At 64.3% G+C, this 17,342-nt stretch carries 13 protein-coding genes and 1 pseudogene; 6 read left to right on the top strand and 8 right to left on the bottom strand.

Annotated features, from left to right (window positions below; translation table 11 throughout):
• Nucleotides 1-17: 17 nt before the first annotated feature.
• From ACEN42_RS41310 to ACEN42_RS41320, 3 genes are all read left to right on the top strand, one after another.
• On the top strand, nucleotides 18-1,784 hold the full coding sequence (locus tag ACEN42_RS41310; RefSeq protein ID WP_371884117.1) for an ABC transporter permease: 1,767 nt from the start codon (nucleotides 18-20) through the stop codon (nucleotides 1,782-1,784).
• A complete protein-coding gene (locus ACEN42_RS41315; protein WP_371884118.1) occupies nucleotides 1,777-2,844 on the top strand; it encodes an ABC transporter ATP-binding protein in 1,068 nt (355 codons plus the stop codon). Before ACEN42_RS41310 ends, ACEN42_RS41315 begins: the two co-directional genes overlap by 8 nt.
• A 100-nt stretch (nucleotides 2,845-2,944) precedes the next feature.
• The gene (locus ACEN42_RS41320) at nucleotides 2,945-4,021 is read left to right on the top strand and encodes a porin (protein WP_371884119.1); all 1,077 of its coding nucleotides are present in this window, start codon (nucleotides 2,945-2,947) and stop codon (nucleotides 4,019-4,021) included.
• A gap of 242 nt (nucleotides 4,022-4,263) precedes the next feature.
• Here ACEN42_RS41320 and ACEN42_RS41325 read toward each other — a convergent pair whose 3' ends face one another.
• From ACEN42_RS41325 to ACEN42_RS41360, 8 genes and pseudogenes are all read right to left on the bottom strand, one after another.
• Nucleotides 4,264-4,533, bottom strand: coding sequence for an SDR family oxidoreductase (locus tag ACEN42_RS41325; RefSeq protein WP_371884120.1), 270 nt, complete (start codon nucleotides 4,531-4,533; stop codon nucleotides 4,264-4,266).
• A 47-nt stretch (nucleotides 4,534-4,580) separates the two neighbouring features.
• Nucleotides 4,581-4,775 carry a hypothetical protein gene (locus tag ACEN42_RS41330; RefSeq protein WP_371884121.1) on the bottom strand — a complete coding sequence of 65 codons (195 nt, stop codon included), beginning with the start codon at nucleotides 4,773-4,775 and terminating at the stop codon, nucleotides 4,581-4,583.
• A 225-nt stretch (nucleotides 4,776-5,000) separates the two neighbouring features.
• A complete protein-coding gene (locus tag ACEN42_RS41335) occupies nucleotides 5,001-6,335 on the bottom strand; it encodes a sorbosone dehydrogenase family protein (protein WP_371884122.1) in 1,335 nt (444 codons plus the stop codon).
• A pseudogene (locus tag ACEN42_RS41340) lies at nucleotides 6,328-6,767 on the bottom strand (DUF2231 domain-containing protein). The gene ACEN42_RS41335 and the pseudogene ACEN42_RS41340 overlap by 8 nt, the downstream one beginning before the upstream one ends.
• A gap of 220 nt (nucleotides 6,768-6,987) precedes the next feature.
• Nucleotides 6,988-8,595, bottom strand: a complete 1,608-nt coding sequence (locus tag ACEN42_RS41345) for a hydantoinase B/oxoprolinase family protein (RefSeq protein ID WP_371884123.1) — start codon at nucleotides 8,593-8,595, stop codon at nucleotides 6,988-6,990.
• A gap of 3 nt (nucleotides 8,596-8,598) precedes the next feature.
• The gene (locus tag ACEN42_RS41350; protein WP_371884124.1) at nucleotides 8,599-10,746 is read right to left on the bottom strand and encodes a hydantoinase/oxoprolinase family protein; all 2,148 of its coding nucleotides are present in this window, start codon (nucleotides 10,744-10,746) and stop codon (nucleotides 8,599-8,601) included.
• Nucleotides 10,743-11,462 (bottom strand): aspartate/glutamate racemase family protein, encoded by a 720-nt coding sequence (locus ACEN42_RS41355; protein ID WP_371884125.1) that lies wholly within the window; start codon nucleotides 11,460-11,462, stop codon nucleotides 10,743-10,745. The genes ACEN42_RS41350 and ACEN42_RS41355 overlap by 4 nt, the downstream gene beginning before the upstream one ends.
• A gap of 47 nt (nucleotides 11,463-11,509) precedes the next feature.
• Nucleotides 11,510-12,532, bottom strand: coding sequence for an ABC transporter substrate-binding protein (locus ACEN42_RS41360; protein WP_371884126.1), 1,023 nt, complete (start codon nucleotides 12,530-12,532; stop codon nucleotides 11,510-11,512).
• 398 nt (nucleotides 12,533-12,930) lie between these two features.
• On the opposite strand from ACEN42_RS41360, the gene ACEN42_RS41365 reads away from it, so the two are divergent.
• From ACEN42_RS41365 to ACEN42_RS41375, 3 genes are read left to right on the top strand one after another with little or no spacing between them, the layout of a single operon-like run.
• A complete protein-coding gene (locus tag ACEN42_RS41365) occupies nucleotides 12,931-14,076 on the top strand; it encodes a porin (RefSeq protein ID WP_371884127.1) in 1,146 nt (381 codons plus the stop codon).
• A gap of 48 nt (nucleotides 14,077-14,124) precedes the next feature.
• Nucleotides 14,125-15,819, top strand: a complete 1,695-nt coding sequence (locus tag ACEN42_RS41370) for a thiamine pyrophosphate-dependent enzyme (RefSeq protein WP_371884128.1) — start codon at nucleotides 14,125-14,127, stop codon at nucleotides 15,817-15,819.
• A gap of 24 nt (nucleotides 15,820-15,843) precedes the next feature.
• A complete protein-coding gene (locus ACEN42_RS41375) occupies nucleotides 15,844-17,223 on the top strand; it encodes an NAD(P)/FAD-dependent oxidoreductase (RefSeq protein ID WP_371884129.1) in 1,380 nt (459 codons plus the stop codon).
• The last annotated feature ends 119 nt before the right edge of the window (nucleotides 17,224-17,342 follow it).

Consider the following 17,342-nt stretch of genomic DNA (forward strand, 5'->3'; position numbering starts at 1 on the left):
AGGCGCAGGGGACACTCATGCTTACATCGAGCACAAAGGACCCGGGTGCGGTCCTGTCGACCAACGGCGAGGGCAAGGTGCCGAAGCTGCCCGAGGGCGGCTTTCGCCGACTCGCCGCGATGTTCCGCTGGATCGTGATCGCGGTGCTGACCGTCGCGGTGCTGCTGCCGCTTTCGTTCATCGTGTTCCAGAGTCTCTTGAACGCGCCGTTCTTCGACGCTAACAAGACGTTCGGTGTCGCGGGCTTCAAGTTCATTTTCGAAGACCCCGATTTCTGGTCGGCGGTGAAGAACTCGTTCATCATCGCGGGCGGCATGCTGTTCATCTCGATCCCGCTCGGCGGCATTCTCGCGTTCCTGATGGTGCGCACCGACTTGCCGGGCCGCCGCTGGCTCGAACCGCTTCTGCTCACGCCGGTGTTCGTCTCGCCGATGGTGCTGGCGTTCGGCTATGTCGTGGCGGCCGGTCCGGTCGGCTTCTATTCGGTGTGGTTCAAGGAACTCTTCGGCGCTGAAAATGCGCCGTGGTCCATCTATTCGATCCTGGCGATCACGATCATCGTCGGTTTGACGCATGTGCCGCACGTGTACCTGTATTCGTCGGCGGCGCTGCGCAATCTCGGCTCGGATGTCGAGGAAGCGGCGCGCGTCGCGGGCGCACGGCCGTTTCGCGTCGCACTGGACGTCAGCCTGCCGATGACGATGCCCGCGCTCCTCTTCGCAGGCGTGCTGGTGTTCTTCCTCGGCTTCGAGGTGTTCGGCCTGCCGCTCGTGCTCGGCGATCCGGAGGGGCACCTCGTGCTCGCGACGTATCTGTACAAGCTCACCAACAAACTCGGCGTGCCGTCCTATCACCTGATGGCGGCGGTGGCGGTGTGCATTATCGCGATCACGTTCCCGCTCGTGCTGCTGCAGCGGCGCCTGTTGAAGAGTGCAAGCAAGTTCGTCACCGTGAAGGGCAAGGCCGGACGCCAGACGGTGCTGCCGCTCGGGGCATGGCGCTGGGTTGCGCTCGCGATCGTCGCGCTGTGGCTGTTTCTCACCGTGTTCGTGCCGCTTTCGGGCATCGTGCTGCGCGCATTCGTGACGAACTGGGGCGAAGGCGTCGCGTTGCAAGAAGTGCTGACGATGTCCAACTTCGTCGATCTCTTCGAGCAGGACAACCTCGTGCGCGCGATTCTCAATACGCTCGGTATCGGCGTGATCGGCGGGGCCCTCGCGGTCGGTTTCTATTCGCTCGTCGCGTTCGCGGGGCATCGCCGCAACGACTGGGGCACGAGGCTCCTCGACTATCTCGTGCTGTTGCCGCGTGCCGTGCCGGGTCTCCTCGCGGGTCTCGCGTTCCTGTGGATCTTCCTCTTCGTGCCCGGCATCAAGGAACTGAAGAACTCGATGTGGAGCATCTGGATCGCGTACACGGTCGTGTGGCTCGCCTACGGCATGCGCCTGATTCAAAGCGCGCTCCTGCAGGTCGGCCCCGAACTCGAAGAAGCAGGACGCAGCGTCGGCGGCACGCGCGCGCGCGTGAGTCTCGACGTGACGCTGCCGCTCGTGCGCTTCGGCCTGCTTGCCGCATGGCTCCTGATCTTCATGATCTTCGAGCGTGAGTATTCGACGGCGGTCTATCTGCTGTCTCCCGGCACCGAAGTAATCGGCGCGCTGCTTGTCTCGCTGTGGGCGACGGGCGCGGTCGATCAGGTCGCGGCCCTTTCAGTCATCAACATTGCGATGGTCGGCGTCGGTCTTGCCGTGGCATTGCGCTTCGGAGTGAAACTTCATGGATAAGCTCATCGTCGACAATCTTTTCCTGAGCTACGGCACCAATCCGATTCTGAAGGGCGTGTCGTTCGAACTGAAAGCGGGCGAGGTGGTTTGCCTGCTCGGCGCGTCAGGCAGCGGCAAGACCACGCTGCTGCGCGCGGTCGCCGGTCTCGAACAGCCATCGGATGGCCGCATCAGCCTCGACAAGCAAGTTTTCTTCGATGGCGCGAAGGGCATTGATTGCCCTGTCGAGCAGCGCTCGCTCGGACTCGTGTTCCAGTCGTATGCGCTGTGGCCGCACAAGACCGTCGCCGACAACGTCGGCTATGGCCTGAAGCTGCGCAAGGTGTCGGGCGCGGAGCAGAAGCGGCGCGTGCAGAGCGCGCTCGATCAGCTCGGCCTCGGCCATCTCGCAGAGCGCTTTCCGTATCAGCTTTCGGGCGGGCAGCAGCAGCGGGTGGCGATTGCGCGGGCGCTCGTGTATAACCCGCCCGTCATCCTGCTCGACGAGCCGCTCTCGAACCTCGATGCCAAGCTGCGCGAAGAAGCACGCGCATGGCTGCGCGAGCTGATCGTGTCGCTGGGTCTGTCCGCGCTGTGCGTGACCCACGACCAGACCGAGGCGATGGCGATGTCGGACCGCATCCTGCTGTTGCGTAACGGCCGCATCGAACAGGAAGGGACGCCCGCGGAACTCTACGGCTCGCCGAAGTCACTCTACACGGCTGAATTCATGGGCAGCAACAACCGCATCGAAGCGAAGGTGACGTCGATCGACGGCGAACGGGTGATGCTCGCGGGCGACGGCTTCCAGCTCGAAGCACGTGCACGTGAAGCCTTGCAGCCGGGACAGGACGCGCAGGCCGTGATCCGCCTGGAGCGCGTGCAGGTCGCCGACGGCCCCGGCGCGAACCGCGTGCAGGCGAGCCTCGTGACATCGATGTATCTCGGTGACCGCTGGGAATACCTGTTCCATTGCGGCGACCTGCGGTTTCGCGCATTCGGTCACACGCTGCACGACCCGGGTGACCACTGGGTCGAATTTCCGGCCGAGCAGTGCTGGGCATTCGCTCAATCCAGTTAGTCAAGGTCGAACCAACCGTTTTCCTTTCATGCCGCGCGTGCGCTCTGCGCTCGCGCGCGGCCCATCTCGTCCTTAAACAACAAATCAAAAGGAGATCTGCATGAACCACCGTTACCTTAAAGCGGCGCCTAGCCTCGCGATCGCGCTCATCGCAGCGAGCAGTACCTGCAAGGCCCAATCCAGTATTACGTTGTACGGCATCGTGGATGCGGGCATCGAATATGTGAATCACGCCAGCGACAACGGCGGCACGGCGCGGCTCGTGTCCGGGGGGAAAAACACCTCGCGTTGGGGGCTGAAGGGTGCTGAAGATCTGGGCGGTGGGCTCAAGGCGATCTTCCAGCTTGAGAGCGGGATCAATATCGCCAATGGCCAGTTCGACGACGGGCCGGGAGCGATATTTGATCGTCGTGCAACAGTCGGTCTGAGTAGCAAGCGTTGGGGCCAGTTCACCCTCGGGCGCACGTTCACGACCACCTACGACTACATGCTGCCCTTCGACCCGATGGGCTATGCGCCGAACTACTCCTGGGCTACGAGTTCGACTGCTACCGGAGGTCGAAAGGACGGGCTCTTCTCCCGTTCAGCCAACGCAGTGCGGTACGACGGAAAATTCGGCGGCTTCAAATTCGGTGCGCTGTATGGATTTGGCAACGTGCCAGGGAGCATGAAAACTGCGTCGAAGTATGACTTCGGCCTGGGCTACGAGAGCGGGCCAATTGCCGCAGCCGTGACGTTCGATCGTCAAAACGGCGCCGATACGAGCGTCACTCCGGCGGATCCAACGAACTACATTCAGGGTATCCATGCCGGTCTGAGCTACGACTTCGGTCCCATGAACGTGATGGCGGGATATCGCAACTATCGACGCACGTTCAAAACGGCGGCTCAGACGCAGCGCAGTGATATGTACTGGCTTGGCGGCGCGTACACCTTCACAGCGGACTTCACCTTTATTGGAGCGGTGTACCATCAAGACATCAAGGGAAGCAGTGATGCGGACCCGACCCTTGTCTCCGTGCGTGCAAATTATTCACTTTCGAAACGAACGACCCTGTACCTCTCGGGTGGATATGCATTCGCCCAGCATCACCAAAAGGTGAGTCTTTCGCGCGACCTCACCGGAGCTGCCGATTTGCAGGCGGGCGTGACGGCAGGGCTGCAACACCGCTTCTGACGTCAACCAGGCGGTTCGATCGTTCGATCCTCGGCAGGCGTCCAACTGATGGCCTCCTGCTGACTCTTTCAGCTTGGCCCCCGCTACGAGAGACGTTATGGCCATGCGAGACGCATAGAAGAAGATCTCGAACGATTGTTGACTCGAACGGATGATCGGAGAACGTCAAGCTTTCGGGTAACGATCACCTAATGACGCCCTACCTGTGCCTTCTGATTCGACCAAGGGCGCAGATTGCCACCCTAATAGGCCGAGCCGTACTTGGTGCCGTGCTGCCCTTGCGTCGATGACGTGACATGGATGCGGCCGCCGCCGTTCTGAATGAGATAGGGCGCCACCGCGCGAATGGTGTTACAGGTGCCGTTGAGATTGACGTCGATTTGATCGTGCCAGTCCGCATCGTCCATCTCGAGCAGCGGCTTGAAAGCCTGGATGCCGGCATTGGCAGATAGGATGTCGATCCTGCCAAAAGTCTTGGCCGTCCATGCAGCGGCCTCGCGCAAGGCGACCATGTCGCGCTAGTCGAGCTGGCGCGCGCCCTTTCTTCCGCCAGCCGCTGTCACGAGCCTTCAGGTTTCATCCGGTTCCCAACAATGGCTGGCACAACTTCAAAGGTATTACTGATCGCTCCAGCGATATCGAATCCGACGGCGTTTGCCCTTTCGCGTGCAAACGCAATGGCGGTGGCTCGCCCGATGCGGCGTGCGGCTCCCATGATGATGACAACCTTGCCCTCTAGGCGCTTCGATGACATGAGCTTGCTCCTTCGATCATAGAGTCCTCGCCGGGACTGGAACGGCCCTGCGCGGCGCACCGACGCTGGGTCTTTCGATAATCGAGGTTCCAGGAAGCGAACGCTTGCTCCGTGACGGATGCAAGCGTCGCCGTGGGTGCCCTCTCATGCTTAGCAGCAGGATAAGAGGCCAGACACAAGCTGAGCGCGTGTTGTGTCTGGGCGCGATGCGGCGCAAGTACGGACTCAACGTGATGTAGACGCGCTGGTGCCATGCGCCGAGACCCGCCAAATGGTATTGCCGACGTCATCCGCGATAAGCAAAGCGCCATCGCCGTCTTCGGCCAAACCAACAGGAGCTCCCTTCAACGTTGTCTCGTCGGCAGATGCAAAGCCGGCGACAACGCGCTCAGGAATCCCATCGGGCTTGCCGTCCTTAAAGCGCACGTAGACAACGTCGTAACCGCTCAATGGCGTACGGTCCCAGCTTCCGTGCTCGCTGACGAAGGCCCCGCCATGGTACTTCTCTGGCAGATTTCGACCTCGATAGAACCACAAGCCGAGAGGAGCTACGTGCGAACCCAGTGCGTAGTCTGGGCGGATGGCCTTTGCCACCAGATCGGGCCGTTGGGGCTGTACCCGCGAATCGACGTGTTGCCCGAAATAGCTGTAGGGCCAGCCATAGAACGCACCTTGCTGAACAGATGTCAAGTAGTCAGGCACCAGATCTGCGCCGATTTCATCGCGCTCATTGGCGATGGCCCAGAGTTTGCCGGTCATCGGCTCCCAACCCAAACCGGTTGGGTTGCGAATGCCCGATGCGTAGATGCGGCTTGCCCCGGTTTGGACATCGACTTCGAGCACATTGGCACGGCGATACTCTACGTCCAGGCCGTTTTCCGTGATGTTGCTGTTCGAGCCCACGCCCACATAAAGCTTCTTGCCGTCGGGGCTGGCCAGTAACGCTTTGGTCCAATGGTGATTGACGGTGCTGGGCAAATCCGTGAACTCCACCCCGGAAGCGGCCATGCGCGTCTCACCTGGTGTGTAGCGATATTTCAGGATGTTATCGGTATTGGCGACATACAGCGTATCGCCGATCAATTGCACACCGAACGGAGAATGCAGGTTCTCGAGGAAGACGTGTTTCTCCCACTCACCGCGCGCGCCAGGCGTCTTGCGCAAGAGCGTGATGCGGTTTCCGCCCTTGCCACCCTTGCCTGAACGGTTCTTGACAACTCCCGCGATCATCTGCTTGGGCGATGTGATAGGCTCGGTGCCGGGACTATTGGCCTCAACCACCAGCACGTCGCCATTCGGCAAGGTCAAAATTTGCCGAGGGTGCATCAAGCCAGAGGCGATCTTTTCGATCTCCAACCCATCGGCGACGGTCGGCTTTCCACCCTGGGCCCAACCCGTTCCTTCAGGAACCTTCATCGGGGGAACGAGGAAGTTTTGCGGCTCCGGAAGTGGTGGATTTGCTCCAGATTGCTGCGCAGGTGCGTAGGTCGCTTTTTCGCATGCGCACAGCGCCGTCACTAGCGCCACCGCGCACAACTTTTTGAAGTTCGCTCTAGGCATGGCGGCCTCCGTGCGTTGCGGCAAGATGCCACGCACTGGCAACAAATCCGATCGAAACGAGGGCCACTGTCGCCACGGAAAGCCAGACACCTTCAGGCATGACGCCATAGGCATCTCGGCTGTGCACGAAGGCATTGACGACCGCCACGACGATGGCAGCGAGATTGAGGAAAAAATCCATTTTCTCGACACGGGTGCTGCGGTTTGCTGGAAACCAGATGTGGACCAAATTGATCAGTCGAGGAATTATCGCAAAAATCAGACCGACTGCATTGAGCCAAGCGGCCGATTTGACCCAGAGCACATCGGCGTTATAGGCTAGATCGCATCAAAGGTCAGCGCTGCGACAAAGCATCCGAATGGTATGGGATTGAAAAGCGAGAACAGGGCGCATGCCACTCGGGAACGTGTCTGCACGGGAAGCGTAACCATCGGAAGTCCTTAATTCATGGATGAATGGCGGTGAACTTACACCAAGTGGCAATCGATTCACGCAGCACAGCGGCAATCAATGAAAATGTGCGGTCTGGCCACCAGCTCATAAACCCTGTTCTCCTCGCGCGCCCGCGCGCGGCGGTCCATTTCAAGCCCGCGGCACCTATTGATAATAATGTTCTACGTTTATGCCATTAGACGACGCGTCTCCCATGGCCTATTCGCAGGATTCGGCAGGCGCACCGTGGCCGCCGCCGCCCGGCACATCGAGCCGCAGATGCGCGTGCGCCGGAATGGTCTGCAGTCCCATCGACGGGAGCGGCGTGCCATCGGCAAGGCCGACCCAGCCGCATCGGCCGGCCCCGCCGCCGTCGCGGCCGCGCGCGGGTCGCTGGACGCGGTCGTACATCCCGAAGAACTGGAAAGGCGCGCCGTTGATGGTGCCGATTTCGATGCGCTGCCCCATCCCACCGCGCCAGCGGCCCGTACCGCCCGAGTGCTCGAGCAACTCCTTTTTCCAGATCACGATCGGGTTGCCGGCTTCGATCACCTCGCATGAGATCGCCTTGATGCCGCTCGGGAAGGCGGTCGCCGACAGTCCGTCGGCGCCCGGCCTCGCGCCGGAGCCGCCGCTGTTGAAAAAAAGCGTCTCGAACGCGGGCGTCGCGTGCTCGGGCGCGCCGGCAAGCGCGCTGACCTGCGGACCGCCGCGCAACTGGGCGCCCCAGACGCACGACGCGCCTTCAGCCGGCACGCGTTCGGGCATCACGGCAGCGAGGCAGCCGAACACGACGTCCGGCAAGAATTGCCCGATAATGTGCCGCGCGCTCACAGGCCACGGATGCTGCACGTTGAGAATCGAGCCCACGGGCGCGTCGATTTCGAACGGCTGGAGCGAGCCTGCGTTGTTCGGCACCTCGGGCGCGATCGCCGCGCGTAGCGCATAGAGCGTGTAGGCGCGGGTATAGTTCAGCACGAGGTTGATGCCGCGCGCACTCGCATTCGACGACCCCGCATAGTCGACACTGAGCCGGTCGCCGTCGATCGTCAGTTCCGCGACGAGATCGAGGGGCGTGGAATAACCGTCGATCTGCATCGAGTAGGAATAGGTTCCGTCGGGCAACAAGGCGATCGCCGCGCGCGACGCACGCAGGGAGCGTTCGATGATGACGTCGGCGAGCGCCTGGAAGTCGTCGATGCCGTATTCGCCGAGCGTGTCGACGAGACGCCTGCCGCTCAACGAATTCGCCGTCACGTAGGAGAGCAGGTCGCCCACCACTTCATTCGGCTGGCGCACGTTGGCGCGCACGATGTCCAGCAGATCCTGGTTGGGCGCCCCCGCGCGCATCAGCCGCATGACCGGAATGCAAAGGCCTTCTTCGTAGACCGACTGTCCGTCCGGCCCTTGCCCGAGGCCGCCGATATCGACCTGGTGGCACGTGCAGGCGAAAAAAGCGATCAGCTCGCCCTTCGCGAATACGGGCGAGACGACCGTCACATCGTGCAGATGGCCCGAGGAGAGCCACGGGTCGTTCGTGATGAAATGATCGTCCTCGCCGATGGAGCCGGCAGGGAAGCGCTCGACGAAGTGGCGCACGGCCGCCGCCATCGAATTGACATGACCCGGCGTGCCCGTCACGGCCTGCGCGACGAGCCGGCCGTGCGCATCGAAGACACCTGCGGACAAGTCGCCGGCCTCGCGCACGGTCGGACTGAACGCGGTGCGCATGAGCAGCCGCGCCTGTTCCTCCACGGTCGAGATGAGGCGGTTCCAGACGATCTGCAACGTGACGACGTCGACGTCGTCTCCTGGTCGGATGGACATGGCTTATACCTCTGTGCTGGAAGCGAGCGGCCTGCGCTCGAGGAGAATGTCGGCGTTGTGGAGCACACGGATCTCGAAAGCCGGCGGCACGACGATGGTCGTTTCCTCGTCCACGACGATCATTGGTCCGGTCGCGCTCACGTCCATCGCGAGCGCGTCGCGCGCGACCACCGCAAAGTCCGCACGCTGGCGGCTCGCCTGATCGAGCACCCTGCGGGTCTCGGCAATTCGCGACAGCACGGCAGTGGCCGGCGCGTCTTGCGCCTGGCGCGCACCGCGGGTCGCGGGCGGCGCTTCATGACCGGTCACCGTGACGGTCCAGCCGAGCGCCTCGACACCCGCACCTTCGATGGAGCGGCCATAGCGCTTCACGTATTCATCGACGAAGGCGGCCCACAGGCGCCGGCCACCGTCCTCGTCGAACGAGACGTCCGCGAGCGGTACGCGCAACTCGTGGCCTTGTCCCTTGTAGCGGACGAACGCGTGCATCGTCGTCGAGCTCGGCATGTCCGGATCGAGCGCGCCCAGCGCGGCGCGGCCGCGCGCGGTCAGCTCGGCGAGCAGCGCGTTCACCGCAGATGCATCGAAGCGCTCGAGGTCCTGATGCAGGCTCTGCGTGGTTTCAAACGCGAGCGCCGCGTGCAGGAAGCCGAGCGCCGAGCCAACGCCCGCCTGAGCCGGAATCAGCACCCGGTCGATCTGCAGTTTGTCCGCGAGGCGCGCCGCGTGCAAGGGCGCCGAGCCGCCGAACGCGATCAGCGTGCGACCCGCGACGCCGCGGCCCGTATCGACCGCGTGCTCGCGCACGGCCTGCGCCATCGCTTCGTCGGCGATCTCGGCGACGGCGTAAGCAGCTTCGTCGGCATCGACACGCAGCGGTTGCGCGATCTGCGCGTCGAGTGCTCGCGAGGCCGCTGCCGCATCGAGCGCGATCGTGCCCGCGGCGAAGTGTTCGGGGCTGAGGCGGCCGGCATGCAGATGGACGTCGGTGAGCGTGACCCGCTCGCCGCCGAGCGCATAGCACACGGGGCCGGGCTGCGAGCCCGCGCTTTCCGGGCCCACGGCGACGCGGCCGAGATCGTCGACGCGCGCGATCGAGCCTCCGCCCGCGCCGATCTCCGAGAGTTCGATCACGGGAATGCGCAGCGGAATGCCGCTGCCCGCCTTGAAGCGATAGAACAGCGAGACTTCGAGGGAGCGCGCGGTCTGGGGCTCGCCTCCGTCTATGAAGCACAGCTTGGCCGTGGTCCCGCCGATATCGACCGACAGCACCTGGTCGAAGCCATGTTCCCGTGCCAGGCGGGCGGCGAGCAGCGCGCCGCCCGCCGGTCCCGACTCGAGCAGCCGCACCGGATAGCGGCATGCGGTCGCGACGTCGCACAGGCCGCCGTTCGACAGCATCATCAGGAGCGGCGCGCGCACGCCGAGTGCGTCGAGTCCCGCGCGCAACCGGTCCAGATAGCCGCGAATCAATGGCCTCACGTAGGCATTCACGCAGGTCGTCGAGAAGCGTTCGAACTCGCGCATTTCGGGCGAGACATCGGACGAGAGGCTGATGTCGAGCGAGGGCAGGATGCGCGCGACGATCTCCGCCGCCTGTTGTTCGTGCGCGGGGTTCACGTAGCTGTGCAGGAAGCCGATCGCGAGGCTTCGGGCGCCGCTTTCGCCGATCTGCCGCGCCCGAGCCTCCACCATCGCGTGATCGAGCGGCAGCAGTACGTCGCCACGCGCGCTCATGCGCTCCGTGACCGCGAAACGCAGCGCGCGCGGCACGAGCGGGTCGGCCTTGCGCAACATCAGGTCGTACTGGTCGCAGCGGCTTTCCGTGCCCATTTCGATGACATCGCGAAAGCCCTCCGTCGTGAGGAGCGCGGTCCTTGCGCCCTGTCGTTCGAGCAGCGCGTTGGTGGCGAGGGTCGTGCCGTGCATCACCGCGTCGAGCGAGCCGGGCGCCGCGTCCGCCTTCGCGAGCAGCGCCGCGAGGCCGTCGAGCACGCCTCGTTCGGGCGCCAGCGGTGTCGTGAGTAGCTTATGGGTGATTCGGCGCTCACCGGTTTCGAGCACGAGATCGGTGAAGGTGCCGCCGATGTCGATGCCGACGCGGCAGCGCGTGCGCCTGTGAGCAGCAGGGTCGCGGAATGCGTTCGTCAAATCTTCAACTCCATAGGCTGGTGATGGATACGCGGACGAAGACCCGCGTGGAACCACTCGACGAGGCTCACGATGTCATATACCGGGACACCGAAGCGCGCGGCGATGAGCGCCGAATACGGCGCGAAATTCGCGCATTCGCTGACGATCGCGCCGACGTCCCGATGCTCGTCGATGAGCCGCCCGGCACAGTCGAGGATGTCCTCGGCCTGCTCATCGAAGCTCACCTGCGCCGCGTTCGTGAGGTTGTTCTGGAAGAAGCGCGATGCTTCAGGTAGGCCCGCGACCGGGAGATCGTGCGGCGCGTGCGCCGCGAGCAGATGCGCGGCGGTGAGCGCCGAGCGCTTCGCCGTCAGCACGCCCACTCGCTGGCCACGGCGCAGAAGGCTCGCGGCCAGCGGAACCTGCAGCAGGCTCGACGTCGCCACCGGAACGGCGCAGCGCGCGGCAAGCTGGTGCTGGAACAGGACGAGAAAGCCGCAGCTCGTCGTGATGGCGTCCACGCCAAGCCGTGCGAGTCCGTTCGCCGCGTCGACGAAGCGCTCGAGCAGCGGCGTGGCGGCCTCGCTGTCACCGGCCGCAGCGGCCATCACCTGCGGTCCGCTCACGCCCTCAACCAGCGCGTACTGCACGGGGAAGGGCCACGTCGCGCCATGCCCGATGTCGCCGGGCAAACGCATGAATCCCGTATCAAGCATCAGGATGCCGATGCTCACGCCATGGATCGTACGTGCCCGCCGTGCGGGAGAGTTCGCGCGCATGGTCAGTTGATGAAGCAGTTGCAATCATTGAGCGACGGTGCGATCGGAAGGTTCAGCGCCTTCATCTTCGCGCGATTGATGATCGCCACGTAGTCGTCCTGCTGCGGCCGATAGATCGCAAGCTCAGAAGGCTTCGTGCCATGCAGCATCTTCACGGCGAGGTCGGCGGCGTGCGCGCCCTGCGACTCGTAGGACGGCGCATAGGCGACCGCGACGATGTCGCCCTTCTTGATCATCTCGTGCTCGGCGCTGATGATCGGCACCTTCATGCGATCCGTCACCGACGCGACCGCCGGCAGCGACGACTGCACGAGATTCGAGCCGATCGCATAGAAGAAGCCGACGCCCTTCATGGTGGCCGTGCGCTGCGGCACGTCGACGGTCGAATCCACGGAAGTCGCGAGCATCTCGAGCCCGGCTTTGCTCGCGGCTGTCCTGAGGCTCGCGATCGCGGCGACGTCGTTGACTTCGCCCGCGTTATACAGCACGCCGAACGAGCTCGCCTTCGGGAACACCTTCCTGGCGAACGCGAGCACCGCGTCGTAGTCCGTGACGCTCGCCGTGCCGGTGATGCGGTCGCTGCCGTGCGCCCAGTCGGGCACGAGTCCGGCGGCGACCGGATTGGTCACCTGCGTGAAGACGAGCGGCACCGAGCGGTCCGACACGTTGCGCACCGAGGCCTGCGCGACGGGCGTCGTCACGGTGAGAATCACGGCGGGATGCCTCGCGACGATCTGCGCGAGCGTCTGCGGTATCAGGCCCGGCGTGAAGTTCGCGTCGCTGTAGACGTACTCGGCGTTCTTGCCGTCGACGTAGCCCTGCTTGGTCATCTCCTCCTTGAAACCCGCGATCGTGCGGGAGAGCGCGGGATGCGGCCCGAAGTTCGCGATGCCGATTACCGTCGTGGCCTGGGCGGCCGCGCCGTTCGCATGAATGAGCGCCGCAGCGGCGGCGAGCGCAGGCAGCTTGCGCAAGAGCGACGAGAAAGATGAGGCGATGCCGGCTTGAGGAACGAGTGGACGCATGGAGTGGAACCTGAAGTGGACGGGAGCGCTCGGTTGACTCCCATTGTGTAAAGAAGCGCCGCGCGCGGGCAGGCCGATGACCCAAACAAGTCCGATTGCCTATTTATTTGGGCGACTAACCTCGATTCGCTGCCCATGCTGCCGGGCAGCCGCACATGAACCGCGCGATGTAAGGACTCAGCGCGGCGGAACATGCGGGTTTGCCCGCATGCGCTCGCGGCGCCCGCTAGTCATCCGATCCTCAATTGGAGGATTTCGGTTCTAACTTTTTTGACCCGATTGTCGGCCGGCGTGCCGGTTTTTAATCTCCGGATCTGGCGCTCGCATTCATGCGCCGCTTCACCGCACTCGAGACCAGGTTCGACTCCAGATCATCACCGCCTACACGGGATAAAAGCATGAAACGAATTTGCCCTGCGATGCTGCTGCTTACATTGGCCACCGCCGCACACGCCCAGACATCATCGTCGAGCAGCGTTACGCTGTACGGCGTCGTGATGGAAGGCCTCATCTACACGAACAACTCACTGAAGGGCCCGTCGGTTTCAACGGCCAACGGACCGAGCCGCTGGGGTTTCAAAGGCGTGGAAGATCTGGGAGGCGGGCTGCGCACGATCTTCACGCTCGAAGGCGGCTTCAATCCGAACACCGGCACGATGTCGCAAGGCGGCCGCGAGTTCGGCCGTCAGGCGTTCGTCGGCTTGCAGTCGGACACGTTGGGCACGCTCACCTTCGGACGCCAGTACGACTTCACACAGGACTGGCTTGCGCAATACTCGGCGCCATATCGCTGGAACGGCTACGCGGCGACGGTCGGCGACAACAACAACTTCAACTTCCAGTTCCGCACCAACAACGCCGTGAAGTACGTCTCGCCGAACTATCGCGGACTGCAGGCTGGCGCGATGTACAGCTTCGGCGGCGTCGCAGGCAGCTTCGGCAATCAGAGCGCAACGAGCTTTGGCCTGAACTATGCGAGCGGCCCGCTCTCGCTTTCGGCGGCGTATATGCGGATGAACCATCCTTCCGTGGCGGCGAGCGAAGGGATCTGGAACACCGCGCTCTTCCCGTCGATCTCGGCGCAGTCGCCCACCTTCTCCTACGCGCTCGCGCCGTCGAGCATGGAAATCTACGGCGGCGGCGGCTCGTATGTGCTCGGACAGACCACGCTCAGCCTGGTCGTCACCCACAGCCGCTACGACGACCTGGGCGTCGCCCAACTCGGCCTGACGCACGGCCGCGCGGGCTACACGAACATCGAAGCGAACGTGAGCCACTATTTCACGCCGGCCTTCCAGTCGGCGTTCGATTACGTGTACACGCTCGGCAAGGTGCAACCGACCGATTTCTCGCCGAAGTATCATCAGTTTGTGCTGGTCAACAACTACTTCCTGTCCAAGCGCACGGCGCTCTACGTCGACGCGATCTTCCAGCTCGCCGCGGGCGACGCGCAGCACGCGAACATCGAATATGCAAGCAGCGGCGGCGCGTCCACGAGCAAGCGTCAGGTCGCGGTGACCGCGGGCATCTTCCATCGCTTCTGAGCGAACGCATTGCGGGCGGCCGTGCCGCCCATTCACGAGGATGGTCAAGTGCTGAATAACATGTTGCCGACGCCGCGCGAAAGCCGCAGCGGCGCGGCGATCCTGGCCGATACGCTGCGCCAGTTCGAAGTGCCCGTCGTCACCTTCATTCCGGGCGAGGGCATTCTGGAGCTCGTCGACGAACTCGCGGTGCGCGCGCCGTCGATTCGCCTGGCGAGCTTTCGTCACGAAGCCGGTATGACATTCGCGGCGCAGGCCATCGGGCAATTAAGCGGCCAGCCAGGCGTCTGTCTGGCGGCGCGCGCGCCTGGTGCGCTCAACACGACGCTCGCGGTGCATACCGCGCATACTGACAGCGCGCCGCTGGTGATGATCGTCGGGCAGGCCGCCATGGGCGCCGCGGAGCGCGAGGCGATGCTCGGCGTCAGCCATTTCCATCAGGTATTCGGGCCGCTCGCCAAGTGGGTCGGACTGATCGAATCGGCGGCGCGTATTCCTGAAATGCTCTCGCGAGCCTGGCACATCGCGATGTCAGGGCGTCGCGGACCAGTCGTACTAGTTTTGCCCGAAGACGTCTCGCGCGAGCTCGCCGAGGTCGCCGATCTGCCTCGTCCGTCGCCGTCGGCCGCCGGCCCCGCCGCGCCCGACCTCGCGCGCTTCAGAGCCCTGATTACGGCGGCACAGAGGCCGCTCATGATCGTCGGCGGCACCGGCTGGCAGAACGACTCGCTGCTCACCCTGACCCAGCTCGCCGACACGCACGGCGTGCCGCTCGCGACGAGCTACCGCCGTCGCGACCTGATCGATCATGAGCATCCGAACTTCGTCGGCGAAATCGGGCTGGGCATCGACCGCGCACTCGCTGCACGCATCGCCCAGGCCGATCTCGTGATCGTACTGAACGGGCGCCTCGGCGAACTGAACACCGTCGGGGCGGGCGCCTTCAGCGGCTTCACGCTCTGGACGCCGCCGCGCCAGTCGAACGTGCTGGTGCACATCCACGCGGAGCCTGCGGAACTCAATGGCGTCTATTGCGCGGACCTCGCGATCCCTGCCGATCCGAACGCGTTCGTCGAGGCCTGGGCCGATGCTGCCGCCCGGAATCCGGAGTCCGACGCGCCCCATGCCGAGCGCGCTGCGTGGCTCACCGCGGCGCACGCGGAGCGACTTGCTTTCGCCAACACAGGGAGTTGCCCCGGTCCGCTCGATCTGCGCGTGGTCTACGCCACGCTCGACGCCGCGCTGCCCGACGATGTCCTCGTCGCCTCGGGCGCGGGTGCCTATGCAATGTGGCCCCAGCGCTATTTGCGGCATCGCCGGCCGGGCACGCAATTGGGGCCGAAGAGCGGAGCGATGGGCTACGGGTTGTCTGCGGCGATCGGCGCGGCGCTCCTCGCGCCTGCTCGGCGGGTGGTTGCCGTGGCGGGCGACGGCTGCTTCATGATGCACGCCGAGGAGCTGGAAACCGCCGTGCGGCTCGGGATCGATCTACTCGTGATCGTGGTGAACAACCGCTCGTATGGCGCGATCGAGAGCGCGCAGCGCCGCCAGTTCGGCCGCACGACGGGCACGGCGCTCGGCGCGATCGATTTCGCTGCGTTCGCGCGGGCGCTGGGCGCACGCGGCGAGACCGTCGAGACGACCGACGGGTTCGCGCCCACGCTTCATCGCGCGCTGGCCGCAGGCGGCGTGTCGCTGATCGAACTGCGCGTGTCCTCCGACGTGACCAAGCCGGTCGGCTAACCGTATTCAAGTTTCCGAATTTAAATGATGAGCCACTCTCTTTCCGATCGACATGTCGCGGTCGTCGGCGCGGGCATCGCCGGCTTGACGGCGGCCTACCGCCTGCAGCGGGCCGGTGTGCGCGTGACCGTCTTCGATGCGCAGCCGGTCGTCGGCGGGCGCATGGGCGATCGCCGCGAAGGCGATCTCGTGTTCAACAGCGGCGCGCGACTCGTGTATCCGTTCGGCCAGGCGTTCAATCGGATCGTCGCGGAGCTGTCGCTCAATGATGCGCTGGTGCCATTGCACCGGCTGAGCGCGCAATGCATCGCCCCCGGCGGCGAGCACACCATCGAACTGATGCCCTCGCCACGCTCGCTCGCCACGCCGGGTCTCGCCGCCGGCGAACGCCTGCGGCTCATCACGCACGCGCTTTCGATGCGCCGCCTGAAGCCGCGCGTCGACCCCGACTGGGCGACGAGCGCGCTCGACGCCGATCCCCGGCTCGATCGCATCACGCTGGCCGAGTACATCCGCGAGACCCTCGGACCTAACGTGCTTGCGCGAATGGTCGAACCGGTGTTTCGCGCGACGCGCAGCTTTAACCCCGAGACGCTCTCGGCGCTCTTCTATGCATCGACGGTGCCGCACATGATCGGCGAGAGCGCCGTGCATACCTTGAAGGGCGGCATGGGCCGGGTGTGTCAAGTGCTCGCCGCGCAACTGACCGTACGCACCGCAACGCCCGTGCGCACCATCCAGCGCGGCGCCACGGGCGACGGCGTCGACCTGACGCTCGCCAACGGCGAACACGTGCATGCCGACTACGCCGTGTGTGCGGTGGAAGGCTCGCTTGCGAAGTCCCTCGTCCAAGCGCCGACGAGCGCCGAGCGCACCATGCTCGATGCCGTGCGCTACAACGTGCTCGGCGTCGTGCACTACGGCTTCGCGCTGCCGCTGCCACCGAAAATGAACTTCGCGATGCGCGGCCAGCCCGGGAGGATTGCGACGTACCAACAGTTGCCCGTCACGCCCGGCGGCGGCCGCCCGCTTAACCAGATCTATTGCCAGCTCACGCCAGAAGCCGCCGACGAAGCTGTGCGACGCGGCCTCGAAAACGAGCTGGACGTGCTGGTGCGCGAAGAACTACGCACGCGCATCCCTGATTTCGACCGGCATGTCGTCGCGGTCGCGAACCAGTGGATTCCGCGCAAGCTGCCAGTGTTCTCGCCGGGATATGGCGCGCGCGTGGCGAATTTCTGGGCCTGGCAGGAAGACCGCCGGCAAGGTGGTGGGAGCCCGATCGTGTACTGCGGCGACTGGCTCTCGCAGGCCCTCCTGACAGGCGCGTGCGCGAGCGGCGAGCGTGCCGCGAAGACGCTCGTTGCACGTATGCAGGCGGCCCTTACGTGCGCGAGCGCCTGAAACTTAGGCAAACCGCAGTGAGTTGTAGCGAAACGGCAATTGCTCGACGCGCTTTAATGCCGTGCGAACTATCGGTGATAAAAACATTGCAAAGCTGCCGCCGTGCCTGCAATGGAATT

Origin of the sequence: Caballeronia sp. S22 (assembly GCF_964261745.1) — a bacterium.
Lineage (GTDB): Bacteria > Pseudomonadota > Gammaproteobacteria > Burkholderiales > Burkholderiaceae > Caballeronia > Caballeronia jiangsuensis.